General features: G+C 67.3%; 22 protein-coding genes. 17 read left to right on the top strand and 5 right to left on the bottom strand.

Going from position 1 to position 25,058, the window contains the following annotated elements; genetic code table 11:
- Positions 1–6 precede the first annotated feature (6 nt).
- From AC07UK_RS20690 to yihA, 3 genes are all read right to left on the bottom strand, one after another.
- Positions 7–1,218: a magnesium transporter CorA family protein gene (locus tag AC07UK_RS20690; protein ID WP_494687175.1), complete on the bottom strand. Its 1,212-nt coding sequence runs from the start codon at positions 1,216–1,218 to the stop codon at positions 7–9.
- 22 nt (positions 1,219–1,240) lie between these two features.
- Positions 1,241–2,233: a porphobilinogen synthase gene (gene hemB, locus AC07UK_RS20685; RefSeq protein ID WP_494687176.1), complete on the bottom strand. Its 993-nt coding sequence runs from the start codon at positions 2,231–2,233 to the stop codon at positions 1,241–1,243.
- 264 nt (positions 2,234–2,497) lie between these two features.
- Entirely contained in the window at positions 2,498–3,199 is a 702-nt protein-coding gene (gene yihA / locus AC07UK_RS20680) for a ribosome biogenesis GTP-binding protein YihA/YsxC (RefSeq protein ID WP_035817824.1), read from the bottom strand.
- Positions 3,200–3,698: 499 nt separating this feature from the next.
- On the opposite strand from yihA, the gene AC07UK_RS20675 reads away from it, so the two are divergent.
- The 8 genes from AC07UK_RS20675 (at position 3,699) to msrQ (ending at position 11,827) form a co-directional block, all read left to right on the top strand.
- Positions 3,699–4,358: a c-type cytochrome gene (locus AC07UK_RS20675; protein WP_010812367.1), complete on the top strand. Its 660-nt coding sequence runs from the start codon at positions 3,699–3,701 to the stop codon at positions 4,356–4,358.
- Between the two features lie 187 nt (positions 4,359–4,545).
- Entirely contained in the window at positions 4,546–6,732 is a 2,187-nt protein-coding gene (locus tag AC07UK_RS20670) for a cytochrome c biogenesis protein ResB (RefSeq protein WP_436222842.1), read from the top strand.
- A gap of 49 nt (positions 6,733–6,781) precedes the next feature.
- Positions 6,782–7,948: a c-type cytochrome biogenesis protein CcsB gene (gene ccsB, locus AC07UK_RS20665; protein ID WP_494687214.1), complete on the top strand. Its 1,167-nt coding sequence runs from the start codon at positions 6,782–6,784 to the stop codon at positions 7,946–7,948.
- 159 nt (positions 7,949–8,107) lie between these two features.
- Positions 8,108–8,536 carry a COG4315 family predicted lipoprotein gene (locus tag AC07UK_RS20660; RefSeq protein ID WP_494687177.1) on the top strand — a complete coding sequence of 143 codons (429 nt, stop codon included), beginning with the start codon at positions 8,108–8,110 and terminating at the stop codon, positions 8,534–8,536.
- Between the two features lie 30 nt (positions 8,537–8,566).
- On the top strand, positions 8,567–9,109 hold the full coding sequence (locus AC07UK_RS20655) for an RNA polymerase sigma factor (RefSeq protein WP_494687178.1): 543 nt from the start codon (positions 8,567–8,569) through the stop codon (positions 9,107–9,109).
- Positions 9,106–9,948 carry an anti-sigma factor family protein gene (locus tag AC07UK_RS20650; RefSeq protein ID WP_494687179.1) on the top strand — a complete coding sequence of 281 codons (843 nt, stop codon included), beginning with the start codon at positions 9,106–9,108 and terminating at the stop codon, positions 9,946–9,948. Before AC07UK_RS20655 ends, AC07UK_RS20650 begins: the two co-directional genes overlap by 4 nt.
- A 179-nt stretch (positions 9,949–10,127) precedes the next feature.
- The gene (gene msrP / locus AC07UK_RS20645) at positions 10,128–11,129 is read left to right on the top strand and encodes a protein-methionine-sulfoxide reductase catalytic subunit MsrP (RefSeq protein ID WP_494687180.1); all 1,002 of its coding nucleotides are present in this window, start codon (positions 10,128–10,130) and stop codon (positions 11,127–11,129) included.
- Positions 11,129–11,827 carry a protein-methionine-sulfoxide reductase heme-binding subunit MsrQ gene (gene msrQ / locus AC07UK_RS20640; protein WP_494687181.1) on the top strand — a complete coding sequence of 233 codons (699 nt, stop codon included), beginning with the start codon at positions 11,129–11,131 and terminating at the stop codon, positions 11,825–11,827. The genes msrP and msrQ overlap by 1 nt, the downstream gene beginning before the upstream one ends.
- A 19-nt stretch (positions 11,828–11,846) precedes the next feature.
- Here msrQ and lysA read toward each other — a convergent pair whose 3' ends face one another.
- Positions 11,847–13,106, bottom strand: a complete 1,260-nt coding sequence (lysA, locus tag AC07UK_RS20635) for a diaminopimelate decarboxylase (protein WP_494687182.1) — start codon at positions 13,104–13,106, stop codon at positions 11,847–11,849.
- A gap of 382 nt (positions 13,107–13,488) precedes the next feature.
- Between lysA and cyaY the strand changes: the two genes are divergently transcribed.
- A complete protein-coding gene (cyaY, locus tag AC07UK_RS20630) occupies positions 13,489–13,824 on the top strand; it encodes an iron donor protein CyaY (RefSeq protein WP_035820422.1) in 336 nt (111 codons plus the stop codon).
- A 71-nt stretch (positions 13,825–13,895) separates the two neighbouring features.
- Here cyaY and AC07UK_RS20625 read toward each other — a convergent pair whose 3' ends face one another.
- On the bottom strand, positions 13,896–16,268 hold the full coding sequence (locus AC07UK_RS20625; RefSeq protein WP_436222836.1) for a penicillin-binding protein 1A: 2,373 nt from the start codon (positions 16,266–16,268) through the stop codon (positions 13,896–13,898).
- A gap of 402 nt (positions 16,269–16,670) precedes the next feature.
- Between AC07UK_RS20625 and pilM the strand changes: the two genes are divergently transcribed.
- From pilM to AC07UK_RS20585, 8 genes are all read left to right on the top strand, one after another.
- Positions 16,671–17,741 carry a type IV pilus assembly protein PilM gene (gene pilM, locus AC07UK_RS20620; protein ID WP_436223122.1) on the top strand — a complete coding sequence of 357 codons (1,071 nt, stop codon included), beginning with the start codon at positions 16,671–16,673 and terminating at the stop codon, positions 17,739–17,741.
- Positions 17,742–17,758: 17 nt separating this feature from the next.
- Positions 17,759–18,418 carry a PilN domain-containing protein gene (locus AC07UK_RS20615; protein ID WP_013958225.1) on the top strand — a complete coding sequence of 220 codons (660 nt, stop codon included), beginning with the start codon at positions 17,759–17,761 and terminating at the stop codon, positions 18,416–18,418.
- Positions 18,419–18,420: 2 nt separating this feature from the next.
- Positions 18,421–19,092 (top strand): type IV pilus inner membrane component PilO, encoded by a 672-nt coding sequence (locus AC07UK_RS20610; protein WP_114132203.1) that lies wholly within the window; start codon positions 18,421–18,423, stop codon positions 19,090–19,092.
- Positions 19,089–19,640, top strand: coding sequence for a pilus assembly protein PilP (locus tag AC07UK_RS20605; RefSeq protein WP_013958223.1), 552 nt, complete (start codon positions 19,089–19,091; stop codon positions 19,638–19,640). The genes AC07UK_RS20610 and AC07UK_RS20605 overlap by 4 nt, the downstream gene beginning before the upstream one ends.
- Positions 19,637–21,775: a type IV pilus secretin PilQ gene (locus AC07UK_RS20600; RefSeq protein ID WP_494687183.1), complete on the top strand. Its 2,139-nt coding sequence runs from the start codon at positions 19,637–19,639 to the stop codon at positions 21,773–21,775. The genes AC07UK_RS20605 and AC07UK_RS20600 overlap by 4 nt, the downstream gene beginning before the upstream one ends.
- 345 nt (positions 21,776–22,120) lie before the next feature.
- Positions 22,121–22,681 (top strand): shikimate kinase, encoded by a 561-nt coding sequence (locus AC07UK_RS20595; protein ID WP_436223121.1) that lies wholly within the window; start codon positions 22,121–22,123, stop codon positions 22,679–22,681.
- Positions 22,678–23,784, top strand: a complete 1,107-nt coding sequence (gene aroB / locus AC07UK_RS20590; protein ID WP_436222833.1) for a 3-dehydroquinate synthase — start codon at positions 22,678–22,680, stop codon at positions 23,782–23,784. The genes AC07UK_RS20595 and aroB overlap by 4 nt, the downstream gene beginning before the upstream one ends.
- Before the next feature lie 48 nt (positions 23,785–23,832).
- Positions 23,833–24,969, top strand: a complete 1,137-nt coding sequence (locus tag AC07UK_RS20585) for a deoxyguanosinetriphosphate triphosphohydrolase (RefSeq protein ID WP_494687184.1) — start codon at positions 23,833–23,835, stop codon at positions 24,967–24,969.
- Positions 24,970–25,058 lie beyond the last annotated feature (89 nt).

Here is a 25,058-nt window from a genome sequence, read left to right as displayed (position 1 = left end):
GCGGGGCTACCGTTCCAGCCGCCGCCCCAGCGCCCACAGCGCGGCCAGCCCCAGCGCCACGGCGCCCATCAGGCCGATCGACCACCAGAACCCGTCCGGCTCGCGCAGCCAGGGCATGCGGTCGAAGTTCATGCCGAAGACGCCGGTGATCAGCGTTAGCGGCATGAACAGCGCCGTGATCAGCGTCAGCGTGCGCATGGTGCGGTTGGTCCGGTGCGCCACCGCCGAGAAGTGGATCTGCACCGCCGACTCGATCGAATCCTCCAGGCGCCTGGCGTGCGCCAGCACGCGCTGGATATGCTCCATCACGTCGTTGATGCGCACCAGCAGCACCTCGTCGCGTCCCGGCGCATTGGCCGCGCCGCCGGGCTGGTCGCTGCTGTAGCGGTTATCGAGCAGGCTGTCACGGAATTCCTGCAGCGCGTCGCGTTGCTCTTCGCTCAGGTGTTCCAGCTTGCGCAGCTGGATGCGGGCATCCAGCAGTCCCTCCCAGCTTGAAAAACTGCGGCGCGAATTGAGCAGCGCGCGCTGCCAGCGGTCGAGCTGGCGCGTCAGCGGCGCGCGCAGTTCCAGGTAGCGGTCGACCATCGCATTGAGCAGGCGCAGCATCAGGTCCTCGGGCCGGCTGGGCGGGCGCACGCCGTGCAGCAGCGGCTGGCCGTTGCGCACGGGCGTGGCCTGCGGGCGCGGTGCCTGGCACAGCTCCAGCAGGCGCTGGCGCACCTGGTCGACCGTGCGCGACTGCCCCGAGCGCACCGTGACCAGCACCGTGTCGAACATGAAGAACGTGACCGGCTGTGTGTCGATTCTGGCCAGTGCCGGGAGGAAGCCGGGCGGATAGCGCTTCTGGCGGGCGGCGGTCTCGGCAGCAGGCGGCTTCGCCGTGCCGGCCGCGGGATCCTGCGGCTCGGCCTCGGCGATGGCGCGGCTGGTCTCGAAGGTCAGCTTGCGGAAGATCACCATGTCGTACGCATTGGTCGTATCGAAATACGACGGATGCGCGGCATTGGTGGCGTCGGTCAGGTGCAGGTCCAGGATCGGCGCGCCGGCAAGCTGGCGCACGCTCTCGCGCCAGGCATCCGGCGCGGCGGTGACTTCCTCGGTGGAAAAGTCCGCCCAGACGAAGAGCGCGGCGGCATTGCCGTTGAGGAAGTTGCCCGCCTCGGTGAGCGAGGCGAGCGGGTGTACCTGGCTGGCCGAGAAGCCTAGCAGTTCCATAGGCGCTCTGTCCGTTGGCCGCTCAGGCTGTCAGCAGCCGCGCGGCGTCGCGCGCGAAATAGGTCAGGATGCCGTCGGCGCCGGCGCGGCGGAAGGCCAGCAGCGATTCCATCATCACCTTGTCGTGGTCCAGCCAGCCGTTCTGCGCGGCGGCCTTGAGCATCGCGTATTCGCCGCTGACCTGGTAGACGTAGGTGGGGAAGCGGAACTCGTCCTTCACGCGGCGCACGATGTCCAGGTACGGCATGCCGGGCTTGACCATCACCATGTCGGCGCCTTCCAGGATGTCCTGCGCCACTTCGCGCAGGGCTTCGTCAGTATTGGCCGGATCCATCTGGTAGGTCATCTTGTTGCCCTTGCCCAGGTTGGCGGCCGAGCCCACCGCGTCGCGGAAGGGGCCGTAGAACGCCGACGCATACTTGGCCGAGTACGCCATGATGCGCGTATGGATATGTCCGTTGTCTTCCAGCGCCGTGCGCACCGCGCCGATGCGGCCATCCATCATGTCGGACGGAGCCACGATGTCGACACCGGCTTCGGCCTGTGCCAGTGCCTGGCGCACCAGGATCTCGACGGTCACATCGTTGATGACGTAGCCGTTGTCGTCCAGCACGCCGTCCTGGCCGTGGCTCGTGTACGGGTCGAGCGCCACGTCGCAGAGCACGCCGAGCTCGGGGAAGCGGTCCTTGAGCGCGCGCACGGCACGCGGCACCAGGCCCTCGGGGTTGGTGGCCTCGATGCCGTCCGGCGTCTTCAGCGACGGGTCGATCACCGGGAACAGCGCGATCACTGGGATGCCCAGCTTGACGCAGTCTTCGGCCACCGGCATCAGCAGGTCGACCGACACGCGCTCGACGCCCGGCATCGACGCCACCGCCTGGCGCTGGTTCTGGCCGTCGAGGATGAAGACGGGGTAGATCAGGTTGTCCGGGGACAGGCGATGCTCGCGCAACATGCGGCGGGAGAAATCATCGCGGCGCATGCGGCGCGGGCGGTATTCGGGGAAGGTGGACATGGCGGGCGTCTTGACTGTAGGGCTGGACAGGAAAGCGGGCCGGCAAGCACGGCGCGCGCGGCAAAGCGCGGTCCAAGGCGGCTGGCCGAAGAAAAACTAAACTTTTGAGCGTGCCCGCTATCATACTCGCGGACACTTTGCGTTGCGCCCTGCGTGGCGCGGTGTCCCCCGCTACTCCTCCCTGAGCGGGTACCCGCCCCTGCGGCGGGAAAGTTTGTCCCCGTTGCTTGCAGCGGGGCTTTTTTTTGTGTGCTGACCTGGTGATTACACCGCCGGGTCGGCAGCAGGCGGCTCGCTCTTCTCCGCTGCGGACTTGGCTTCGGCCTTCTGCGCTTCCGGCAGGTTCAGCCAGCCGGCGATCACGCCCTGCGCCTCTTCGATGCCCCGGCGCTTCAGGCTGGAGAAGAGCTGTGCCGTCATGGGCACCGGCGTTTCCATCTGCTCGGCGTAGCCCTGCAGCATCTTGCGGGTCTCGCGCAGCGCCTTGGCGTTGTCGCTGTTGGTGAGCTTGTCGGCCTTGGTCAGCAGCACGTGGATGGGGCGCCCCGTCGGCAGGAACCACTCCACCATCTGGCAATCGAGATCCGTGAACGGACGGCGCGCGTCCATCATCAGGATCAGGCCGGACAGTTGCTGGCGCGTCTGTACATAGTCGCTCAGCAGCCCCTGCCAGTGGTACTTGGCCGTGCCCGAGACCTCGGCATAGCCGTAGCCGGGCAGGTCGACCAGGAAGGCGAGCGGGTCGGGCGCCTTGACCGGCGCCACCGAGAAATAGTTGATGTGCTGCGTGCGCCCGGGGGTGCGCGACGAGAACGCCAGCCGCTTCTGGTTGCACAGGATGTTGATGGCCGTGGACTTGCCGGCGTTGGAGCGGCCGGCGAACGCCACCTCCGGCACGGCCGTGGCGGGCAGGTCGCGCAGATGGTTCACGGTGATGAAGAAGCGGGCCTGGTGAAGAAGGGACATGCGCTAGAGCGGTGGGGCGGGCCGCGGAGGCTGTGCGCATTGCGCATGCCGGGGCCGGGGTCTCGCCAGGGTGGGATGGCTGGCGGCCTGGGCCGCCCGCCGGGGTTGATCTGGCGCAGCCCGAAAGGGGCATGACAAGGCGCAAGGCATCAATCCGGCACATAAGTTATTGTACAATACGCCGGTTAACGGTCTCCTGAACGGGTGACGCGTGGCATCCATGGCCGCGTGCCTTGGCTGCCGTCGTCCGGGCGGGGAGCCTAGTGTGTCGTTCCATCGTGGGCAGGGCCTTGCCCCGCATTGCGCGTTGCACCGGAGGGTGCGGCGGCGGCGGGAGCGGGCTGGCGGGGTCTGCCGCCACGGCCAGCGCTTTGCGGATCGGTCAGCCGCGCGCGGGTCGCCACGATACCAGCCTTTGCACCGGCGCGTCCTCACCGCCGGCAAAGCGCCGGGCCGGCACGCATCACGGTATCCAAAACAATTCAGAGAAGGTGTGCGAATGAACCGCATTGCGAAGATTCTGGGTGTCCTGGCTTTGGCCGTTCCTGCCGCCGCCCTTTCCGGAATGGCATCTGCCGCAGAGCAGGCCGCCGCAAAGGCTGACCCGGCCAAGGGTGAAACGCTGTACACGCAAGGTGCCCCCGACCGCAATGTGCCCGCCTGCCTGAGCTGCCACGGCGCCGCCGGCAACAGCGCCGCGGCCGCCAACCCGAAGCTGGCCGCCCAGCATCCTGAATATGTCCACAAGCAGCTGGCCGACTTCAAGTCCAAGGCACGCAACAACGCGATCATGGTGCCGATGGCGTCGGTGCTGACCGATGAGGAAATGCGCAACGTCGGCGCCTACCTGGCCAAGCAGTCGCTCAAGCCGGCCACCGCCAAGAACAAGGACACCATCGAAGCCGGCCAGAAGATCTACCGCGGCGGCATCGCTGCCAAGGGCGTGCCCGCCTGCGCCGCCTGCCACGGTCCTACTGCCGCCGGCATCCCCGCCCAGTACCCGCGCATCGGCGGCCAGTGGGCGGACTATACCGAAGCACAACTGGTGGCATTCCGCCAGGGCACCCGCAAGAACAACCCGGTCATGACGACCATCGCCGCCAAGATGTCGGATGCCGAGATCAAGGCGGTGGCGGATTACGTCGCCGGCGTTCGATAACGATTCCGCGACTCCGCTGGCGCCCGCCAGGCGCCGGCGCGTTGGTCTGGCGGCCCCCGTTCCGGCGGGTGTGCCGCGGCATGCAACCGAACGCGCCTGTCACAATCGAAAAGGGTGGCCTGCTTGCCAAAGCATGTCCACCCTTTTTTCATTTCCAAGCCGCACGTTGTTTTAGGTTTCCCTGCACATGTCGACCGCTTCCACTTCAGGGCTGCACCTGAAGACCTCTCACCGCGTGCTGCGCGACGCGGTCGAATTGTTGTCCTCGATGCGCTTCGCGATCGCGCTGCTGACGGTGATCTCCATCGCCAGCGTGATCGGCACCGTGCTCAAGCAGAACGAGCCGTATCCCAACTACGTCAACCAGTTCGGGCCGTTCTGGGCCGATGTGTTCCACACGCTGTCGCTGCAGAAGGTCTACGGGTCCTGGTGGTTCCTGCTGATCCTGGCCTTTTTGGTGGTGTCGACCAGCCTCTGCCTGGTGCGCAACGCGCCCAAGATGGTGGCGGACATGCGCTCGTGGAAGGACCATGTGCGCGAGCGCAGCCTGCGCGCCTTCCATCACCGCGGCGAATTCGACGGCGCGCGCCCGCGCACCGAGGCGGTGAGCCGCCTGTCGGCGCTGCTGCGCAACCGCGGCTACCGCCTCAAGGCGGTCGAGCATGACGGCGCAACGCTGCTGGCGGCCAAGGCCGGCGCGGCCAACAAGGCCGGCTATATCCTGGCGCACACCGCTATCGTGGTGATCTGCATTGGCGGCCTGCTGGATGGCGATCTGCTGATCCGCGCGCAGATGTGGCTGGGCGGCAAGACCCCGATCAGCGGCAACGCGGTCATCAGCGAGATCCCGCCGCAGCACCGGCTGTCGGCGAGCAACCCGGGCTTCCGCGGCAACGCTTACGTGCCCGAAGGCTCCACTGTCTCCACCGCCATCCTGAACATCGCCGATGGCGCGTTGGTGCAGGACCTCCCGTTCGCGATCACGCTGAAGAAGTTCAAGGTCGATTTCTACGAGACCGGCATGCCCAAGCTGTTTGCCTCGGATGTGGTCGTGACCGACCGCGCCACCGGCAAGCAGACCGAGGCCACCATCAAGGTGAACGAGCCGCTGATCGTCGACGGCATCGCCATCTACCAGTCCAGCTTCGAGGACGGCGGCTCGCGCCTGAAGTTCGTCGGCTACCCGATGCAGGGCAGCGGCCACGCCACCTTCACCGTCGATGGCGCGGTGGGCGGCAACAAGCCGCTGGCGGGCACCGGCACCAGCGCCGACAGCGAAGGCCTGACGGTCGAGTTCAGCGACTTCCGGCTGATGAATATCGAGAACGTCACCGATGCCTCGGGCAAGCCCGACGCGCGCGGCGTGGCGCGCAAGTCCTTCAACGAGACGCTGGAGAAGCACCTGGGAGCCGCCGCCAGCACCGACCGCGCCAAGACGCTGCGCAACGTCGGCCCGTCGGTGCAGTACAAGCTGCGCGACCGCACCGGCCAGGCGCGCGAGTACAACAACTACATGGTGCCGGTGCAGATGGACGGCCAGTCGGTGTTCCTGGCCGGCATGCGCGAATCGCCCAGCGAACAATTCCGCTATCTGCGCATCCCCGCCGACGACCAGGGCAGCGTGGCCGACTGGATGCGCCTGCGCGCCGCGCTGCAGGACCGCGCGCTGCGTGGCGAGGCCGCGCGCCGCTTTGCGCTGGCGTCGATGCCGGGCGATGACAAGGCCGACCTGCGCCGCCAACTGGCGGAAAGCTCGCTGCGTGCGCTCGACCTGTTCGCCGGCGCTACGCGACCCTCGCCGGATTCGCCCCCGGGCGGCTTCACCGCGATCGCGGCCTTCCTGGAGAAATCCGTGCCCCCGGCCGAGCAGCAGAAGGCGGCCGACGTGCTCCTGAAGATCCTGAACGGCTCGATGTGGGAGCTGTGGCAGCTGGCGCGCGCCCAGGACAAGCTGCCGGTGGTGGCCAACAGCGCCAAGAGCGGCACTTTCCTGCAGCAGGCCATCAACGCGCTGTCGGACAGTTTTTTCTACGGCGCGCCGGTGTTCCTGCAGCTCGACGACTTCAAGGAGATCAAGGCCAGCGTGTTCCAGCTGACCCGTGCGCCGGGCAAGAACATCGTGTATCTTGGCTGTCTACTGCTGGTGCTGGGCGTGTTCGCGATGTTCTATATCCGTGAGCGCCGGGTCTGGATCTGGGTGAAAGACAAGCCCGCCGAGGGCGACACCGAGCCTGGCAGCCATGTGCTGATGGCGATGTCGACCCAGCGCCGCACGATGGATTTCGAAAAGGAATTCACGGCGTTGCGCGACGATATCGGCCGCGCCGCAGGGGGCCGCAGCGATGCGCCCGGGCCCGCCGGCACTCCCCACTGAATTGAGCAGGTACGCTATGTCCTCAAATGTGAACCAGGCCGGTCCCGCCATGCGCGGCACCACGCGCGCCGACACCGGCGCTGACGAGGCCTATCTCGAGCCTTCCTTCCTGCGCCGCCTGACCTGGGTGGACTGGCTCTTTGCGCTGGCACTGGCGATTGGCGCCGGCGTGGCGCTGTCGCAATACGGGCAGTGGATGGACGGCTACGACAAGGCCGTGCTGATCGGCGCCGTGCCTACCTTCGCGCTGCTTGGCTGGCACTGGAAGGCGGTGCGCCCGCTGATGCTGGCGCTCACCGCACTGTCGCTGTTCGCGATCCAGCTCTACCAGGGGCAGCTGGCGCGCGCGGACCAGGCTTTCTTCCTGAAGTATTTCCTGTCGAGCCAGTCGGCCATCCTGTGGATGAGCGCGCTGGTGTTCCTGTCCACGCTGTTCTACTGGCTCGGGCTGGCGACGCGCTCGGACACGGGCTACAGCATCGGCAGCAAGCTGTGCTGGGGCGCGGTGGTGCTGGGCTTCACCGGCCTGCTGGTGCGCTGGTATGAGTCCTACCTGATCGGTACGGACATCGGCCATATCCCCATTTCCAACCTGTATGAAGTGTTCGTGCTGTTCACGCTGATCACTTCGCTGTTCTACCTGTACTACGAAGGCCGCTACGCCACGCGCGCGCTGGGCCCGTTCGTGATGCTGGTGGTGTCGGCCGCGGTGGGCTTCCTGCTGTGGTACACGGTCAGCCGCAATGCGCAGGAGATCCAGCCGCTGGTGCCGGCGCTGCAAAGCTGGTGGATGAAGATCCACGTGCCGGCCAACTTTATCGGCTACGGCACCTTTGCGCTGGCGGCGATGGTCTCGGTGGCCTACCTGCTCAAGCAGCGCGGCATCCTGGCCGAGCGCCTGCCATCACTGGAACTGCTTGATGATGTGATGTACAAGGCCATCGCGGTCGGCTTTGCCTTCTTCACCATTGCCACCATCCTGGGCGCGCTGTGGGCGGCCGAGGCCTGGGGCGGCTACTGGAGCTGGGACCCGAAGGAAACCTGGGCGCTGATCGTCTGGCTGAACTACGCGGCATGGCTGCACATGCGGCTGATGAAGGGCCTGCGCGGCACGGTGGCGGCCTGGTGGGCGCTGGTCGGCCTGCTGGTGACGACCTTCGCGTTCCTGGGTGTCAACATGTTCCTGTCGGGCCTGCACAGCTACGGCGAACTGTGACGCGGCGTCATGCTGCAATGCAAAAACCTGCCTCCGGGCAGGTTTTTTTTCGTCCTTTTTCAATTTTTTTGGACACTCAGGGAATAAACGCATCACATCCGGTGTTTACTTGAGGAGCGGTGCCGGCTGGCGGCACCGGTTTGCATGGAGAACAAGATCATGGCAAGTGTGCGTCGTAACGCTGCAGCATCCCTCGTTCGTCCCGCCGCGCTCGCGCTCGGCTGCGCGGCGGTCCTGCTCGCCGGCTGTGCCGGTATGGGCGGCACTGCCGGCAATATGCCGCCCACGGTGAAGGTGACCAGTGGCGTGCTGACCGATCCGCAGGGCCTGACGCTGTACACCTTCGACCGCGACACCGCCGGCAGCGGCAAGAGCGCCTGCAACGGCCCGTGCGCCACCAACTGGCCGCCGCTGATGGCAGCACCTGGCACCAGTGCGTCGGGACAGTACACCATCATCACGCGCGATGACGGCGGCAAGCAGTGGGCGTACCGCGGCATGCCGCTGTACCGCTTTGCCAAGGACGCCAAGCCGGGCGACCGCGCCGGCGACAACCTCAACAACGTCTGGCACGTGGCCAAGCCCTGACGCTTCGGCAGCCACCACCGCAGCCACGGCATGGAAGGGTTTGACGGCCAGCTCGTCGCGCTGGCGCCGCGGCTGCGGCGCCATGCGCGCGGCCTCACCGGCGACGCGGCGCTGGCCGACGACCTGGTGCAGGACACGCTCGAGCGCGCGCTGCGCTACCGCTGGCGCTTCCGCCTGCGCCCCGGCGCCTGGTGGGGCGACGGCGCCGATGGCCTGCTGCCGTGGCTGCTGACCCTGATGCACCGCCTGCGCCTGAATACCGTGCGCAGGAAGGAACTGGTGGTCACCACCGACACGCTGCCCGAGGTCAGCGCCCCCGCTGACGACCCCGGCCTGCGCCGCGACCTGGTGCAGGCGCTGGCGCAACTGCCGGAGGCGCAGCGCGCGGTGCTGCTGCTGGTCAGCCTGGAGCAACTGACGTACGCCGAGGCCGCGCGCGTGCTCGACGTGCCGCAGGGCACAGTCATGTCGCGCCTGGCGCGGGCGCGCGAGCACATGCGCCGGCTGCTCGACGGCAAGGCGTCCGCTGCCGCGCCGGCAGCTTCCGGCAAGCCCCTGCAGCGGGTGAAATGATGTCCGCCATCCACGAAGCCGATCTCCACGCCTACGCCGATGGCCAGCTTTCCGGCGCGCGCCGCGCGGCCGTGGAGGCGTACCTGGCGCAGCACCCGGACGCGGCGGCGCAGGTTGCCGCCTGGCGCCGGCAGGCCGACGCCCTGCACGGGGGGCTGGATCCGATACTGAACGAACCGGTGCCGCTCGCGGCCTTGCCGCCCGGGCTGCATGGCGATGGCCGGCGCGACACCGCGCGACCACGGCGGCCGCGCTGGACCATGGCGCTGGCGGCCACCTGCGCGTCGGTGGCGCTGCTGTCTGTCGGCGGCGTTCTCGGCTGGCTGGCCCATGGCCGCCTTGGCGGCGTGTCCGTGGCGATGGCCCCCGGCGAGCGCTTTGCGCGCGAGGCGCTGGCCACGCACGCGGTCTACGCTCCGGAAATGCGCCACCCGGTTGAAGTCGCGGCGACGGAAGAGGCCCACCTGATCGCATGGCTGTCCAAGCGCCTGGGCACGGCGCTGCAGGTGCCGGACCTGCGCGCGCAGGGCTTCCACCTGATCGGCGGCCGGCTGGGCGTGGCCGAAGGCGGTCCGTCGGCCATCCTGATGTATGAGGCGGACGATGGCACGCGCCTGTCGCTGCAGCTGCGGCGCATGGCACAGGGCACGCCCGATACGGGCTTCCGCGTCGAGCGCATGCCAGGCGCAGGCACCAGGCGGCCAGCCCCCGGCCGCGACCCGATGATGGCCTTCTACTGGATCGACCGCGACCTCGGATTTGCGCTGGCGGGCCCGCTGGAACGGGCGCGGCTGCTGACGCTGGCGCAGGTGGTGTACCAGCAATACCAGGGTGGATAGCGGGGCGCGAGGTGCAGGCGGCACATTACGTGCGTCTGACGCCTCATGACCCGCGGCATTCCGACGCAGGCACAAAAAACTGTCAGGACTGGCCCGCACTCTCCGACCAAGGCCAGAGTCCAATCCTGCAAGCGTGTTGGCGCGACCGGCGCCGGCACGGCCAGGCAACGAGGAAAACCATGCTGATCCCTTCCCCCAAATGGCTGCGCGGCGGCGATATCGCCGCCAGCGAGATCACGCCCCGTCACGTCTTCGAAGCGCGCCGCCGCGTGCTGGCGCTGGCCGCCGCCGGCGCCGCCGGCAGCACGCTGGCGCCGTGGTTTGCGCGCCAGGCCCTGGCGCAGGGGCAGCACGGCCAGAAGCTGGCCGCCACGCCCAACAACGCCTACGTCATCACCGACAAGCGCACGCCCTTCGAGGACGTCACCACCTACAACAACTTCTACGAATTCGGCACGGACAAGTCCGACCCGGCGCGCAACGCCGGCACGCTGCGCCCGCGCCCGTGGCAGGTGTCGGTGGAAGGGCTGGTGAAGAAGCCCAAGGTCTATGACCTGGACGAGCTGATGAAGCTGGCGGCAATGGAAGAGCGCGTCTACCGCCTGCGCTGCGTCGAGGGTTGGTCGATGGTGATCCCGTGGGTCGGCTACCCGCTGGCCGAGCTGATCCGGCGCGTCGAGCCGCAGCCTGGTGCCAGGTACATCCAGTTCATCACGCTGGCCGACAAGAAGCAGATGCCCGGCGTCAGCAGCGGCGTGCTCGACTGGCCGTACAGCGAGGGCCTGCGCATGGACGAGGCCATGCACCCGCTGGCGCTGCTGACCTTCGGCCTGTATGGCGAGACCCTGCCCAACCAGAACGGCGCGCCGATGCGCATTGTGGTGCCATGGAAGTACGGCTTCAAGAGCGCCAAGTCGATCGTGAAGATCCGCTTTGTCGACAAGCAGCCACCCACCAGCTGGAACCTGGCCGCGCCGCAGGAATACGGCTTCTATTCGAACGTGAACCCGGACGTGGACCATCCGCGCTGGAGCCAGGCCACTGAGCGCCGCATCGGCGAGGAGCGCGGCAGCGGCTTTGGCGCGCTGTTTGCGCCCAAGCGCAAGACCCTGCCGTTCAATGGCTACGGCCAGCAGGTCGCCTCGCTGTACCAGGGCATGGACCTGAAGAAGTTCTTCTGATGCAAGGCGAACACATGGCTACCTCTTCCACCAGCGCCGCCGCCATGGCGGCGCGCAAGCCGGCCGGCCTGGCCACGTTGTCGCCGCAGCGCGTGCGCGCGCTCAAGCTTGCGCTCTGGCTGCTGGCGCTGCTGCCGTTCGTACGGCTGCTGTACCTGGGTGCCACGGAACAGTTCGGCGCCAATCCGCTTGAATTCGTGACCCGCTCCACCGGCACCTGGACGCTGGTGATGCTGTGCCTGACGCTGACCATTACCCCGCTGCGCCGTCTCACCGGCTGGAACTGGCTGATCAAGCTGCGGCGCATGCTGGGCCTGTTTGCATTCTTCTACGGCCTGCAGCACTTCCTGCTGTGGATCGGGGTGGACCGCGGCTTTGACTTCGCCTACATGATCAAGGACGTGTACAAGCGGCCCTTCATTACGGTGGGTTTCACTGCCTTCATGCTGATGATCCCGCTGGCGCTGACCTCGACCAACGGCATGGTGCGCTGGCTGGGCGGCAAGCGCTGGCAGGCGCTGCACAAGCTGGTCTATGCGATCGCCGTGCTGGCCATCCTGCACTACTGGTGGCACAAGGCGGGCAAGAACGACTTTGGCGAAGTGTCGATCTACGCCGCGGTAGTGTTCGTGCTGCTGGGGATGCGGCTGTGGTGGCGGCTGCGCAAGCCCGCGGGGGCGCGCCAGCCCGCCGCGTAGGCGGGCCGGGCTTTGGGATTCAGTCCTGCAGCAGGCGTTCGTCGCGGAACAGGTCCTCGACCAGTTCGCGCTCGCGCACCAGGTGCACGCTGGCGCCATCGACCATCACTTCGGCGGCGCGCGGGCGGGTGTTGTAGTTGGAGCTCATGGTGAAGCCGTAGGCGCCGGCCGACATCACTGCCAGCAGGTCGCCCGGCTGCACCGCCAGCGCGCGGTCGCGGCCCAGCCAGTCGCCCGATTCGCACACCGGGCCGACGATGTCGTAGGTCACCGCTTGCGCATCGCGCAGCACCACCGGCTCGATGCGGTGGTAGGCCTCGTACATGGCCGGGCGTGCCAGGTCATTCATGGCGGCATCGACGATGCAGAAATTCTTGGCCGCGCCGGGCTTGAGGAACTCCACTTGCGTCAGCAGCACGCCGGCGTTGCCCACCAGCGAGCGGCCCGGCTCGAACAGCACCTCGCGGTGGCCGTGGCCGCGCGCGGCCACGCGTTCCAGCAGCGTGGTGGCAAAGCCGGTGATGTCCGGCGGGGTTTCGTCGGTGTAGGTGATGCCCAGGCCGCCGCCAACGTCGATATGCTCCAGGCGGATGCCGTCGCGCTCCAGCGCCTCGACCACGTCCAGCACCTTGTCCAGCGCTTCAAGATAGGGCTCCACCTCGGTGATCTGCGAACCGATATGGCAGTCGATGCCGGTCACTTCCAGGTGCGGCAGCGCGGCCGCGGCGCGGTAGGTCGGCAATACGTCCTCGAAGGCGATGCCGAACTTGTTGCCCTTCAGGCCGGTGGAGATATACGGGTGCGTCTTCGCATCCACGTCCGGGTTGATGCGCAGTGACACGCGCGCACGCTTGCCCATGCGGCCGGCCACTTCGTTGAGGCGGTCCAGCTCGGGGATCGACTCGACATTGAAGCAGCGCACGTCGTGTGCCAGCGCCAGTTCCATTTCCGCCGCGCTCTTGCCCACGCCGGAGAACACCACCTTGCGCGGGTCGCCGCCGGCGGCCAGCACGCGCTTGAGCTCGCCGCCCGAGACGATGTCGAAGCCGGCACCGAGCTTGGCAAACACCTGCAGCACCGCCAGGTTGGAGTTTGCCTTCATGGCGTACTGGACCTGCGCCTTGCGGCCCTGGCAGGCGGCGGCGTAGGCCTGGTAGGCAGCGGTCAGCGCCGCGCGCGAGTACACATAGGTCGGCGTGCCGAATTCAGCGGCGATGCGCGCCAGCGGCACCTGCTCGACGGCAAGCGCGCCGTCCTGGCGATGGAAAAATGCAGTCATGGTTATCGGGTGGTGGGGGCGGCAGGGGACGAGGCCGGTTGCGTGGCGGGGGCAGGGGTGGCGGGCGGGGCCGGCATGGCATCGGCGCGGCCCAGGCCCGGATCCGTCACGGTCGGCGGGGTCGGCTCGGGCGGCACTTTGGGCATGGTCAGTGGCCCGCGGATGCCGCATCCGCCCAGTAGGGGCATCGTAAGGGCGGCGGCAAACGCCGATACAATCGCAACACGACGCAGCATCGGGTCGTCCTTTAGGCTGTTGGCAAGGCGTTGGATGGCCCGACGCGCAACGGCCGGGCATCCGAAGGATTCTTAACAAAAAAAGCCGTTCGCGCCACGTACGCCCGGTCCGGGCAGCGGCGGCAACGGCGGTCTCGGAGTTTAGCATGCCCCCCTTGAGCGAAAGCGAGTTCCTGGCCCTGGCCACGCAGGAGCTGGACCGCATCGAAGCCACGGTCGAGGCGGCCGCCGACGCGGCCGACGCCGATATTGAGATCAGCCGCACCGGCAACGTGATGGAGCTGGAGTTCGAGAACGGCACCAAGATCATCATCAACAGCCAGGCGCCGATGCAGGAGCTGTGGGTGGCCGCGCGCGCCGGCGGCTTCCACTTCCGCCGCGACGGCGAGCGCTGGATCGACACCCGCAACGGCGGCGAGCTGTATGCGGCGCTGTCGGGCTACGTCAGCGAGCAGGCCGGCGCGGCCCTCAGGCTGGGCTGAGGCAAAGCCTGCCTCGCGGGCAAAAGAAAAGCCGGCCTCGTGGCCGGCTTTCTGCTGTCTGGCGGCCGTGATCAGGCGCCGCCGAACATCTCCAGGATCTTCTTCTTCTCGGCCTCGGAGTCGGTCGGCGCGGTGGCCGATTCCTCCGCCTTGCCCGGCCACGGATCGCCCAGGCCCACCGAAGCCACCCCGGCGCCGCCGGCGTTCTCTTCGAAGGTCCAGTCGCCGCCCACCATCAGCACGCCTTCCGGCGCTGGGCGCTCGGGCGACTCCGGCACGCCCTTGAGCGCCTTGCTCATGTAGCCCACCCAGATCGGCAGGGCCAGGCCGCCACCGGTTTCGCGCACGCCCAGGCTCTTGGGCTGGTCGTAGCCCATCCAGGCGATCGCCACCAGGTTGGGCGTGTAGCCGGCGAACCAGGCATCGACCGCGTCGTTGGTGGTGCCGGTCTTGCCCGCCAGGTCGTTGCGGCCCAGGCGCTGCTTGGCGGGGTTGGCGGTGCCCATGCGCACCACGTCGCGCAGCATGGTGTCGGCGATAAACGCGGTGCGTGCGTCCAGCACGCGCACCGCGTCGCTGCCGGCACGCTGCGGCTGGGTTTCGGAGATCACGTTGCCGCGCGCGTCCACCACCTTCTGGATCAGGTACGGGTTGACGCGGTAGCCGCCGTTGGCGAACACCGAGTACGCGCCCGCCATCTGCAGCGGCGTCACGGCGCCCGAGCCCAGCGCCATCGGCAGGTAGGCCGGGTGCTTGTCGGCCTCGAAGCCGAAGCGCGTGATGTAGTCCTGCGCGTACTGCGTGCCGATCGCGCGCAGGATCCGCACCGAGACCAGGTTCTTGGACTTGGCCAGCGCGCGGCGCATGGTCATCGGGCCCTCGAAGCGGCCGTCATAGTTCTTCGGTTCCCACACCTGGCCGCCGGTATCGGGCCCGATCGTCAGCGGTGCGTCGTTGATCACCGTGGCCGGCGAGAAGCCCTTTTCCAGCGCGGCCGAGTAGATGAACGGCTTGAAGCTGGAACCCGGCTGGCGCCAGGCCTGGGTCACGTGGTTGAACTTGTTGCGGTTGAAGTCGAAGCCGCCCACCATCGAACGGATCTCGCCGTCCTGCGGGTTGATCGACACGAACGCCGCGGCCACTTCCGGCAGCTGGGTCACCGACCAGTCGCGTTTCTCGTCCTGGGTCACGCGGATGACCGCGCCGGGGCGCATCTTCATCTTGGGTTGCGCGTTGGACGACAGCGACGGCGAGATAAAGCGCAGCGCCGGGCCTTCGATGGTTGCCACTTCGCCGGACAGCAGCGTCGCCTTCACCTGCCTGGCCGACACGCTGGTGACCACGGCCGAGCGCAGGTCGCCGCTGCCGGGGTGCTCGACCAGCGCATCGTCGATGGCCTGCTCGCGCTCGGCCGGGTCGGAAGGCAGGTCGATAAAGGCCTCGGGGCCGCGGTAGCCGTGCTTGCGCTCGTAGTTCATGATGCCGGAGCGCACCGACTCATAGGCGGCGTCCTGGTCCGGCTTGGTCAGCGTGGTGTAGACCGTCAGGCCGCGCGTGTAGGTTTCTTCGCGGTACTGCGCGTACATCAGCTGGCGCACGATCTCGGCGACGTACTCGGCGTGGGTGGAGAACTCGTTGCCCTCGGTGCGCACCTTCAGCTCGGCATGCAGCGCCTGCTCGTACTGGTCGGGCGTGATATAGCCCAGGTCGCGCATGCGCTGCAGGATGTACTCCTGGCGCACCTTGGCGCGGCGCGGGTTGACCACCGGGTTGTACGCCGACGGCGCCTTGGGCAGGCCGGCCAGCATGGCGGCCTCGGCCGGGGTCACGTCGCGCACCGACTTGCCGAAGTACACGCGCGCGGCGCTGTCGAAGCCATAGGCGCGCTGGCCCAGGTAGATCTGGTTCATGTACAGCTCGAGGATCTGGTCCTTGCTCAGGTTGGCCTCGATCTTGTACGCCAGCAGCATCTCGTAGATCTTGCGCGTGTAGGTCTTCTCGCTGGACAGGAAGAAGTTGCGCGCCACCTGCATGGTGATGGTGGAGGCGCCCTGCGACAGCCCGCCGCGCAGGTTGGCCAGCCCGGCGCGCAGCACCCCGACGAAGTCGACGCCGCCGTGCTCGTAGAAGCGGTCGTCCTCGATCGCCAGGACCGCCTTTTTCATCACGTCCGGAATCTCGGCGATGGGCACGAAGTTGCGCCGCTCTTCGCCGAATTCGCCGATCAGCACATTGTCCGCGGTGTAGATGCGAAGCGGGATCTTGGGCCGGTAGTCGGTGATGGTGTCCAGCGATGGCAGGTTGGGCGCAGCCACCAGCAGCGCGTAGCCAAGCAGCAGCGCGATCACGACGGCTCCGGCGACAACCAGTCCGACCGCCCCGAACATGAGCCGCGCCCAGATTGAGCGGCGGGCAGGGTGGGACTTGTGTTGTGCGGTGGCCATAAGGGAAATACCTAGTCAGGGGTGCCCGGGATTATATCTTCCGGCATAGGCCCGTCCGGGCGTACAGTGGTGCGGGCGCCGCTATCGCGCTGTTACAAGATGTAATGTGGCGAATGCTGGCATGCACGGCGACGTTGCATGCAGCTAAAGGCGCACGGGCGGGCGCACAAGCGCGCACGGAAGGGAACCCGACGACCGTGGGGTTTTGGCAACGGATTGGCGAGGGGCTTCTCAAAAAGAACTCGGCGCCAGTTCGGCACATTGCCACCGATGCTGGATTTTGTGAGAATCGACCAACATAAAAGAGCAAACGTTTCATTCAAGAAACAAGGCTCGCCCGATTAGAGCGTTCAAGCCAGGGGCGAGTTCAAAAGTCAGGGGGTCACCTTGCGTCGGGGCATTTTGTCGGGGCTTCTACGCCGGACTACGGTCGGTGTGGATATCGGGTCGTCCAGTGTCAAGGTAGTCGAGCTGTCCGTAGGGGGCAGCAGGCAAGATTACCGGCTGGAAAAATGCGCCAGCGAACTGCTGGACCGCAACGCCGTTGCCGATGGCAACGTCATCAATATCGAGGCCGTCGGGATCGCGCTCAGACGCGCGCTGGGCAAGGCCGGCATCCGTTCGAAGGACGTGGTGCTGGGCGTGCCGTCCATGCTGACGGAGTCACAGACTGTCAGCCTGCCGGACAACCTGTCCGAAGACGAGCTGTATTCCCAGGTCGAATCCGAGGCGCACCGGCTTTATCCGCCGTCGCAGGCGGTCAACTTCGACTTCGCCGTGATCGGTCCCAGCGAGACCGAGGGCGGTATCGGCGTGCGCGTCACGGCGGCCAACAGCGACCGCGTGCAGGAGCGCGTGACCGCGGCCGAGATGGCCGGGCTCAAGCCCCAGGTCATGGATGTCGAGGAATACGCGGTGCAGCGCTCGATCGTGCAGATGCTGGGCGTGCCGCACGAGATGCCCGAGGCCGATGCGCGCGCGCTGCCGGTGGTGGCGGTGATCCACCTGGGCGGCAGCCGTTCCAAGGCGATCTTCTACCAGGGCTGGAAAGAACTCTATGAGCAGCCGCTGAACAGCTACGGCGACCAGCTCACGCAGAGTGCGGCGCGCATGTTCACCCTCGACGCGCTCAAGGCCGAGATCAAGAAACGCAAGAACACGCTGCCTGAAGCCTGGCGCGCGCAGTTGCTCAAGCCGTCGCTGGATGCACTGGCGATGGAAGTGCAGTCCGCGGTCGGCAACTTCATCGCCAGTTCCAGCCTGGGCCGGGTCGACGAGATCCTGCTCTCGGGCGGGCATGCGTCGCTGCTCGGCGTGCAATCGGCGATCCAGCACCAGACCAAGATCACCACCACGCTGGCGAACCCGTTCGCCAACATGGCGACCAACGCCAAGGTCAACGAGCGCTACCTGCAGCGCGACCTGCCGGCGTATATCGTCAGTGCCGGCCTGGCCCTGCGCGGCCTGCAATAACGCACCGGAGGCATCAGATGTCTACGAACACACTGCCTTCGGTCAACCTGCTGCCTTACCACGAAGCCCGCAAGGCAGCACGCCGCAAGAAGGTCTATACGATGCTGGCCGGCGCCGCAGTGGCTGGCGCTGCCGTGGTGCTGCTGGGTGGCTACTATATCGACGGGCGCATCGCTTCGGTGGTCGCGCTCAACCAGGTATTGAGCGCTGAGAACGCCAAGCTGGACGGGCAGATCCGCGAGGTCAACAGCCTGAAGAAGGACATCGACGCGCTGCTGCAGCGCCAGAAGGCCGTTGAAAGCCTGCAGACCGAGCGCAACCGCCCGGTTCAGCTGCTTGAGGAACTGGTGCGGCAGGTGCCAGAAGGCGTCTACCTGACCAGCCTGAAGCAGACCGGCGAGGCCTTCACCATCGCGGGCGTGGCGCAGTCCAACGAGCGCATTTCCGAGCTGCTGCGCAACCTGAGCGGGGTGGCCTGGCTGGACAAGGCCGAGCTGGTCGAATCCAAGGCCGTCACCATGACCAACAACCTGCGCGAGCAGCGCCGGTTGTTCGAGTTCTCAATGCGCTTCACGTATCGCGCGCCGGAAGCGGCGGCCGACGGCAAGAAGGCCGTGCCGGGCGCCTCCGCACCCGCAGCCGCCCCAGTTCCCGCACCCGCAGCCGGAAAGGCCTGACCATGGCGCTCAATACTGAAATCAACCTGGCCGACCTGACCGGCCAGTTCCGCGGGCTCAACCTGAGCGAACCGGAGACGTGGCCGGCCGCGCCGCGCGTGCTGTTCGCGGTGCTGGCCGCGGCCGTGGTGCTGCTGCTGGGCTGGCAGTTCTACTGGAGCGCCAGGTTCGACGAACTCGACCGCCAGCGCCAGGAACAGGAAAGCCTGAAGCAGGCGTACCAGTCCAAGGTGGCGCAGGTGGCCAACCTGGACGCGCTGCGCGAGCAGAAGAAGCAGGTGGAGCAGCGCGTGGCGCTGCTTGAGCGGCAGCTGCCCAACAAGGCCGAGATGGATGCACTGCTGGCCGACGTCAACCACGCCGGCGTCGCGCGCGGGCTGCAGTTCGAGCTGTTCAAGCCGCAGGGGGCGGTGATCAAGCCCTACTTCGCCGAGATCCCGGTGAACCTGCGCGTGACCGGGCGCTACCACGAGGTGGCGCAGTTCAATGCCGACGTGGCGGCACTGTCGCGGATCGTGTCGATGCAGAACCTGCAGCTGGCCAATACCAAGGATGGCGGGATGTCGATGGAGGCGGTGGCGATGGCCTACCGCGCGCTCGACCCGGACGAGCAGGCCGCGCAGCGCAAGGCCGCGGCAGCCGCTGCGGCAGCCAAGGCAGGAGGTGCCAAATGAGCCGCACCGCGCGTACCCGCAGCCTCGCCTGGACCACGGCGCCACGCACGTTCGCGGCGGCGGCGCTGGCCGTCGGCCTGCTGGGCGCCTGCGGCGCCAGCGATGAAGACGCCTTGCGCCAGTGGATGGATGCCACCCGCAGCGCGCGCGCCAAGCCGCCCGAGCCGCTGCCCGACGCCCGGCCCTATGTGCCGCGCGAGTACGCCGCAGCCAAGGCGCCCGAGCCGTTCGCGCAGGCCAAGATCGGCGAGCTGAACAAGACGCTGGCGGATTCGCCCGAAGCCGGGCGGCGCCGCGAGCCGCTGGAGGACTACCCGCTCGAGAACTTCAAGATGCTCGGGATGATGATGAAGCACGGGGAGACCTTCGGCATCGTGCGGGTTGATAACAAGATCCACCATGTCAAGGTGGGTCAGTATCTCGGCCAGAGCTATGGCCGGGTGGTCCGCATCACCGATCAGGAGATCGTGCTGCGCGAATTGGTCCGGGAGGGGGTATCAGAGTGGAAAGAGAAAATGACCAGCCTGAAGCTGGAGGTGGCGGCATGACCCTTACGCGCTGGTACCGTGCGCTTGCGGGCGCCGCAAAGACAACGATGGCGCTGGCGCTGTTGCTGGTGATTGCCGCGCCGGCCGCTCTGGCACAGAGCAACCGGATCAAGGCGGTTGACGTCAGCATGGTCGGGGAGCAGACCGTGTTCACGATCGAGCTCGAACGGCCGCTGGCGCAGAAGCCGGCGGATTTCACCACGCAGAACCCGGCACGGCTCGCGATCGATTTCTTCGATACCGGCTTTGCCAACCGGCGCGCGCAGTACGACTACGGCGGCAAGCTGGTCAAGTCCGCCAACGTGGTGCAGATCGGCGACCGTACCCGCGTGATCCTCGACCTCACGCGCAACGCCACCTATCGCACCGACCAGCGCGGCAACTACTTCGTGGTGGCGCTGGATAACGTGGCGCCGGCGCTCAAGAACGCCGCGCCCACGTTTGCGCCGGCGGCGACGGCGACGCCTGCAGCCGCTGCGGCGCGGCCGTCGGTGCGCAATGTCGACTTCCGCCGCGGTGCCGATGGCGCCGGGCGCGTGGTGGTGGACCTGTCCTCGCGCGATTCGGGCATCAATATCGCGCAGCAGGGCAAGAACGTCGTGGTCGATTTCCTCGGTACCACGCTGCCTGACAACCTGCGGCGTCGCTTCGACGTCAGCGACTTCGGCACGCCGGTGCAGGGCATGCATGCCTCGGACGCCAACGGCAACGCGCGCCTGACGATCGAGCCGCGCGGCAACTGGGAATACAGCTCGTACCAGACCGATACCCAGTTCGTGGTCGAGGTGCGCCCGGTCAAGGAAGACCCGACCAAGCTGATCAGTGGCCCGGGCTACCGCGGCGAGCGCTTGTCGCTGAACTTCCAGAACATCGACATCCGCTCGCTGCTGCAGGTGTTCGCCGATTTCACCAACCTGAACATCATCACTAGCGAAAGCGTGCAGGGCAACATCACGTTGCGCCTGAAGGACGTGCCGTGGGACCAGGCGCTGCAGATCGTGATGGATGCCAAGGGCCTGGCCTCGCGCCGCAACGGCAATGTGCTGTGGGTGGCGCCCAAGGCGGAGCTGCAGACCAAGGAGAAGCTGGAGCTGGAGTCGCAGCAGCAGATCAGTGACCTGGAGCCGATCCGCAGCCAGGTGTTCCAGCTCAACTACCAGCGTGCCGAAGACGTGCGCAAGATGCTGCTGGGCCTGGGGGCGGGCGGCGGTGCAGCTGCGGCGGCGCCCATTGGCGTGGCAGGGGCGGCGGGCGCCAGCACGCGCATGCTGTCCAAGCGCGGTTCGCTGACGGCCGATGCGCGCACCAACCAGCTCTTCGTCTCGGATATCGCCACCAAGCTGGAAGAGGTGCAGAACTTCATCGGCAAGATCGACATCCCGGTGCGCCAGGTGATCATCGAGGCGCGCATCGTCGAGGCCACCGATACCTTCAGCCGCAACCTGGGCGTGAAGCTGGGCTTTGCCGGGCAGTACAACAACGCCAAGGTCGGCAACACCTACAACAACGTGCTGCCGGGCTCGACCTCGGACAACGGCCCGTTCCTGAGCCTGCCGGCAGGCGCCATCAACGGCGCCAATCCGGCCAATATCGCGGTGAGCCTGTTCAACAGCGCCGCCACGCGTTTCCTGGCGCTGGAGCTGTCGGCACTGGAAGCGGACGGCAAGGGCAAGATCATCTCCAGCCCGCGCGTGGTCACGGCCAACAACATCAAGGCGCTGATCGAGCAGGGTACCGAGCTGCCGTACCAGGCGGCGACCTCCAGTGGCGCGACCTCGGTGCAGTTCCGCAAGGCCAACCTGAAGCTGGAAGTGACGCCGCAGATCACGCCCGAAGGCAATGTGCTGCTCGATGTGGACGTGAACAAGGACAGCGTGGGCATCCAGACCACCTCGGGCTTTGCCATCGACACCAAGCACGTGCAGACCCAGGTGCTGGTGGAGAACGGCGGCACGGTGGTGATCGGCGGCATCTACACCCAGACCGAGTCCAACGACACCGACAAGGTGCCGCTGCTGGGCGACATCCCGGTGCTGGGCAACCTGTTCAAGAGCAACGCCAAGGTGCGCAACCGCACCGAGCTGCTGGTGTTCCTGACCCCGCGCATCCTGAACGAGAGCGTGTCGCTCAGGTAGGGACATGGCGTCCGGAGGCGCCGGATACAGTAGACTGGCAGGCCGCATCGAGGGATGCGGCCTTTTTTTGCGCGCCGCGGGAGGCCCGGAGGCGGCCCCGGGACGGGCCGGCCATGTGGGCCATGCCGCATTCGCCACTTGCCGGCCGCGCCACAACATAAGAAGATGATGCAGTTCCCAACCGGGGAGGACGGCCCGCATGCCACGCTCCCGAACGACAGTCCAGTGACAGCCTCAGCGACAGGCCCGGCGGCACAGCGCCAGGCCCAGGATCGGCGCGACGCCGATCGATCCGACTCCGAGCGACCGGAATCCGATCGACCCAACCTCTTTTTCGTCGGCCTGATGGGCGCCGGCAAGACCACCGTGGGCCGCACGGTGGCGCGGCGCCTGCACTATCCGTTTTTCGATTCCGACCATGAACTGGAAGCGCACTGCGGTGTGCGCATCCCGGTGATCTTCGAAGTCGAGGGCGAAGCCGGCTTCCGCGACCGCGAGGCCGCAATGATCCGCGAGCTGGCCGCGCGCCAGGGCATCGTGCTGGCCACCGGCGGCGGCGCCGTGCTGCGCGCCGAGAACCGCGAGGTGCTGAAGGCCCGCGGCACGGTCGTGTACCTGCGCGCCAGCCCGCACGACCTGTGGCTGCGCACCCGCCACGACCGCAACCGCCCGCTGCTGCAGACCGAGGACCCCAAGGGCAAGCTCGAGGCGCTCTATGCCGAGCGCGACCCGCTCTACCGCGAGGTTGCCGACTTCATCATCGAAACCGGCAAGCCCTCGGTGGCGCAGCTTGCTAATATGGTGTTGATGCAACTTGAAATGGCCGGTTTCCCGATCGATCCCCCGCAGCCGGCCTCCGCGCCGCCGGGAGCGTCGGAGCCGCCGGCGCAGGACCCCAATCCATGATTACGCTTGAAGTCGACCTGGGCGAGCGCAGCTACCCCATCCATATCGGTACCGGCCTGCTGGACAACGCCGAACTGCTGCGCCCGCATGTGCGCGGCCAGCACGCCGTCATCGTCACCAACGAAACCGTCGGCCCGCTCTATGCGGCGCGCGTCGAGGCTGCGCTGGCCGCGCTCGGCAAGACCGTGCGCACCGTCACGCTGCCCGACGGCGAAGCCTTCAAGCACTGGGAAACGCTGAACCGGATCTTCGACGCGCTGCTGCAGGCCGGCGCCGACCGCAAGACCACGCTGGTCGCGCTGGGCGGCGGTGTGGTGGGCGACATGACCGGGTTTGCCGCGGCCTGCTACATGCGCGGCGTGCCCTTTATCCAGATGCCGACCACGCTGCTGGCGCAGGTGGATTCGTCGGTGGGCGGCAAGACCGGCATCAACCATCCGCTGGGCAAGAACATGATCGGCGCGTTCCACCAGCCCAACGCGGTGATTGCCGACATCGACACGCTGCGCACGCTGCCCGCGCGCGAGCTGGCCGCTGGCATGGCCGAGGTGATCAAGCACGGCGCTATCGCCGATGCCGAGTACTTCGGCTGGATCGAGCGCAACATCAAGCCGCTGAATGCCTGCGACCCGGACCTGATGGCGCTCGCCGTGCAGCGCTCCTGCGAGATCAAGGCCGGCGTGGTGGCCCAGGACGAGCGCGAGGGCGGCCTGCGCGCCATCCTCAATTTCGGCCACACCTTCGGCCATGCGATCGAGGCCGGCATGGGCTACGGCGCCTGGCTGCACGGCGAGGCGGTCGGCTGCGGCATGGTGATGGCCGCCGACCTGTCGCACCGGCTGGGCTTTATCGACACTGAAACCCGCGCCCGCATCCGCGAGCTGACGCGGGCCGCCAACCTGCCCGTGGTGGCGCCGGAACTCGGTGCCGACCGCTATATCGAACTGATGAAGGTCGACAAGAAGGCCGAAGCGGGCAGCATCAAGTTCATCCTGCTGAAGCAGCTCGGCGAAGCGTTCATCACCACCGTGCCGGACGCTGACCTGCGCGCCACGCTCGCGCACGCCGTGCTCAAACCTCCCACCGAGGCCCCGGTCGCCTGACCGATCGGTTATGCCTCGCCACCCCGCCCCAGCCACCGGACGCGCCGCATGACCGACTTTGAAAGCCATCTCGCCCCTTACGCCGCCCGCTCCGCGCAGACGCGCGGGCGGGTGCATGCCGAACCCGCATCGCTGTCGCGCAGCGAATTCCAGCGCGACCGCGACCGGGTCATCCACAGCACGGCGTTCCGGCGGCTCGAATACAAGACCCAGGTCTTCGTCAACCATGAAGGGGACCTGTTCCGCACCCGGCTGACCCACAGCCTGGAGGTGGCGCAGATCGCCCGCTCGATCGCGCGCAACCTGCGCCTCAATGAAGACCTGGTCGAGGCGATCTCGCTGGCGCACGACCTGGGGCACACCCCCTTCGGCCACGCCGGGCAGGATGCGCTCAATACCTGCATGAAGAACCATGGCGGCTTCGAGCACAACCTGCAGAGCCTGCTGGTGGTGGACGAGCTGGAAGAGCGCTACGGCGGCTTCAACGGGCTGAACCTGACCTTCGAGACGCGCGAGGGCATCCTCAAGCATTGCTCGCGGGTCAATGCCTCGGCGCTGGGCGAGCTGGGCCGGCGCTTCCTGGAGGGCACGCAGCCGTCGCTGGAGGCGCAGCTGGCCAACCTGGCCGACGAGATCGCCTACAACAACCACGATATCGACGACGGCCTGCGCTCGGGGCTGCTGACGCTGGAGCAGCTGGACGAGGTGCCGATGTGGGCCCGCCACCGCGCCGAGGTGGCCGCTGTCTTCCCCAGCGTCAACGGCCGGCGCGCCATCAACGAGACGGTCCGGCGCATGATCAATACGCTGATCGTCGACCTGATCGAGACCACCAGCCGCAATATCGCCGCGGCCAACCCGCGCAATATCGACGCGGTGCGCGCCGCCGGCCCGCTGGTCGGCTTCAGCCCGCAGATGCATGAAGAAGCGGCCGAACTCAAGCGCTTCCTGTTCCGGCACCTGTACCGGCACTATCTGGTGATGCGCATGTCGGCCAAGGCGCAGCGCATTGTCGGCGACCTGTTCCAGGCCTTCATGTCCGACCCGCGCCTGCTGCCGCCGCAGTATCAGGCCAGCCATGGGGGCGACCAGTCGCGGCTGATTGCCCACTACATCGCGGGCATGACCGACCGCTACGCGATCCGCGAGCACCGCCGCATCTTCGCGGTCAGCGAAGGCAACTGACAGCCGCGTTCCGGCTGGCCCTCCGATCGGCGCGCCAGCCTGCGGCATAAGTGGGGACGGATCAGGCTATCATGCAGGCATCAATGCTC

This window comes from Cupriavidus sp. GW821-FHT07C08, from assembly GCF_059419025.1.
This window is presented reverse-complemented; position numbering and strand designations above follow the sequence as displayed.

Coding starts and splice junctions, on each gene's coding strand:
- AC07UK_RS20690 (WP_494687175.1), bottom strand. CDS start 1,218: ATGGAACTGCTAGGCTTCTCGGCCAGCCAGGTACACCCGCTCGCCTCG.
- hemB (WP_494687176.1), bottom strand. CDS start 2,233: ATGTCCACCTTCCCCGAATACCGCCCGCGCCGCATGCGCCGCGATGAT.
- yihA (WP_035817824.1), bottom strand. CDS start 3,199: ATGTCCCTTCTTCACCAGGCCCGCTTCTTCATCACCGTGAACCATCTG.
- AC07UK_RS20675 (WP_010812367.1), top strand. CDS start 3,699: ATGAACCGCATTGCGAAGATTCTGGGTGTCCTGGCTTTGGCCGTTCCT.
- AC07UK_RS20670 (WP_436222842.1), top strand. CDS start 4,546: ATGTCGACCGCTTCCACTTCAGGGCTGCACCTGAAGACCTCTCACCGC.
- ccsB (WP_494687214.1), top strand. CDS start 6,782: ATGCGCGGCACCACGCGCGCCGACACCGGCGCTGACGAGGCCTATCTC.
- AC07UK_RS20660 (WP_494687177.1), top strand. CDS start 8,108: ATGGCAAGTGTGCGTCGTAACGCTGCAGCATCCCTCGTTCGTCCCGCC.
- AC07UK_RS20655 (WP_494687178.1), top strand. CDS start 8,567: ATGGAAGGGTTTGACGGCCAGCTCGTCGCGCTGGCGCCGCGGCTGCGG.
- AC07UK_RS20650 (WP_494687179.1), top strand. CDS start 9,106: ATGATGTCCGCCATCCACGAAGCCGATCTCCACGCCTACGCCGATGGC.
- msrP (WP_494687180.1), top strand. CDS start 10,128: ATGCTGATCCCTTCCCCCAAATGGCTGCGCGGCGGCGATATCGCCGCC.
- msrQ (WP_494687181.1), top strand. CDS start 11,129: ATGCAAGGCGAACACATGGCTACCTCTTCCACCAGCGCCGCCGCCATG.
- lysA (WP_494687182.1), bottom strand. CDS start 13,106: ATGACTGCATTTTTCCATCGCCAGGACGGCGCGCTTGCCGTCGAGCAG.
- cyaY (WP_035820422.1), top strand. CDS start 13,489: ATGCCCCCCTTGAGCGAAAGCGAGTTCCTGGCCCTGGCCACGCAGGAG.
- AC07UK_RS20625 (WP_436222836.1), bottom strand. CDS start 16,268: ATGGCCACCGCACAACACAAGTCCCACCCTGCCCGCCGCTCAATCTGG.
- AC07UK_RS20615 (WP_013958225.1), top strand. CDS start 17,759: ATGTCTACGAACACACTGCCTTCGGTCAACCTGCTGCCTTACCACGAA.
- AC07UK_RS20610 (WP_114132203.1), top strand. CDS start 18,421: ATGGCGCTCAATACTGAAATCAACCTGGCCGACCTGACCGGCCAGTTC.
- AC07UK_RS20605 (WP_013958223.1), top strand. CDS start 19,089: ATGAGCCGCACCGCGCGTACCCGCAGCCTCGCCTGGACCACGGCGCCA.
- AC07UK_RS20600 (WP_494687183.1), top strand. CDS start 19,637: ATGACCCTTACGCGCTGGTACCGTGCGCTTGCGGGCGCCGCAAAGACA.
- AC07UK_RS20595 (WP_436223121.1), top strand. CDS start 22,121: ATGGGCGCCGGCAAGACCACCGTGGGCCGCACGGTGGCGCGGCGCCTG.
- aroB (WP_436222833.1), top strand. CDS start 22,678: ATGATTACGCTTGAAGTCGACCTGGGCGAGCGCAGCTACCCCATCCAT.
- AC07UK_RS20585 (WP_494687184.1), top strand. CDS start 23,833: ATGACCGACTTTGAAAGCCATCTCGCCCCTTACGCCGCCCGCTCCGCG.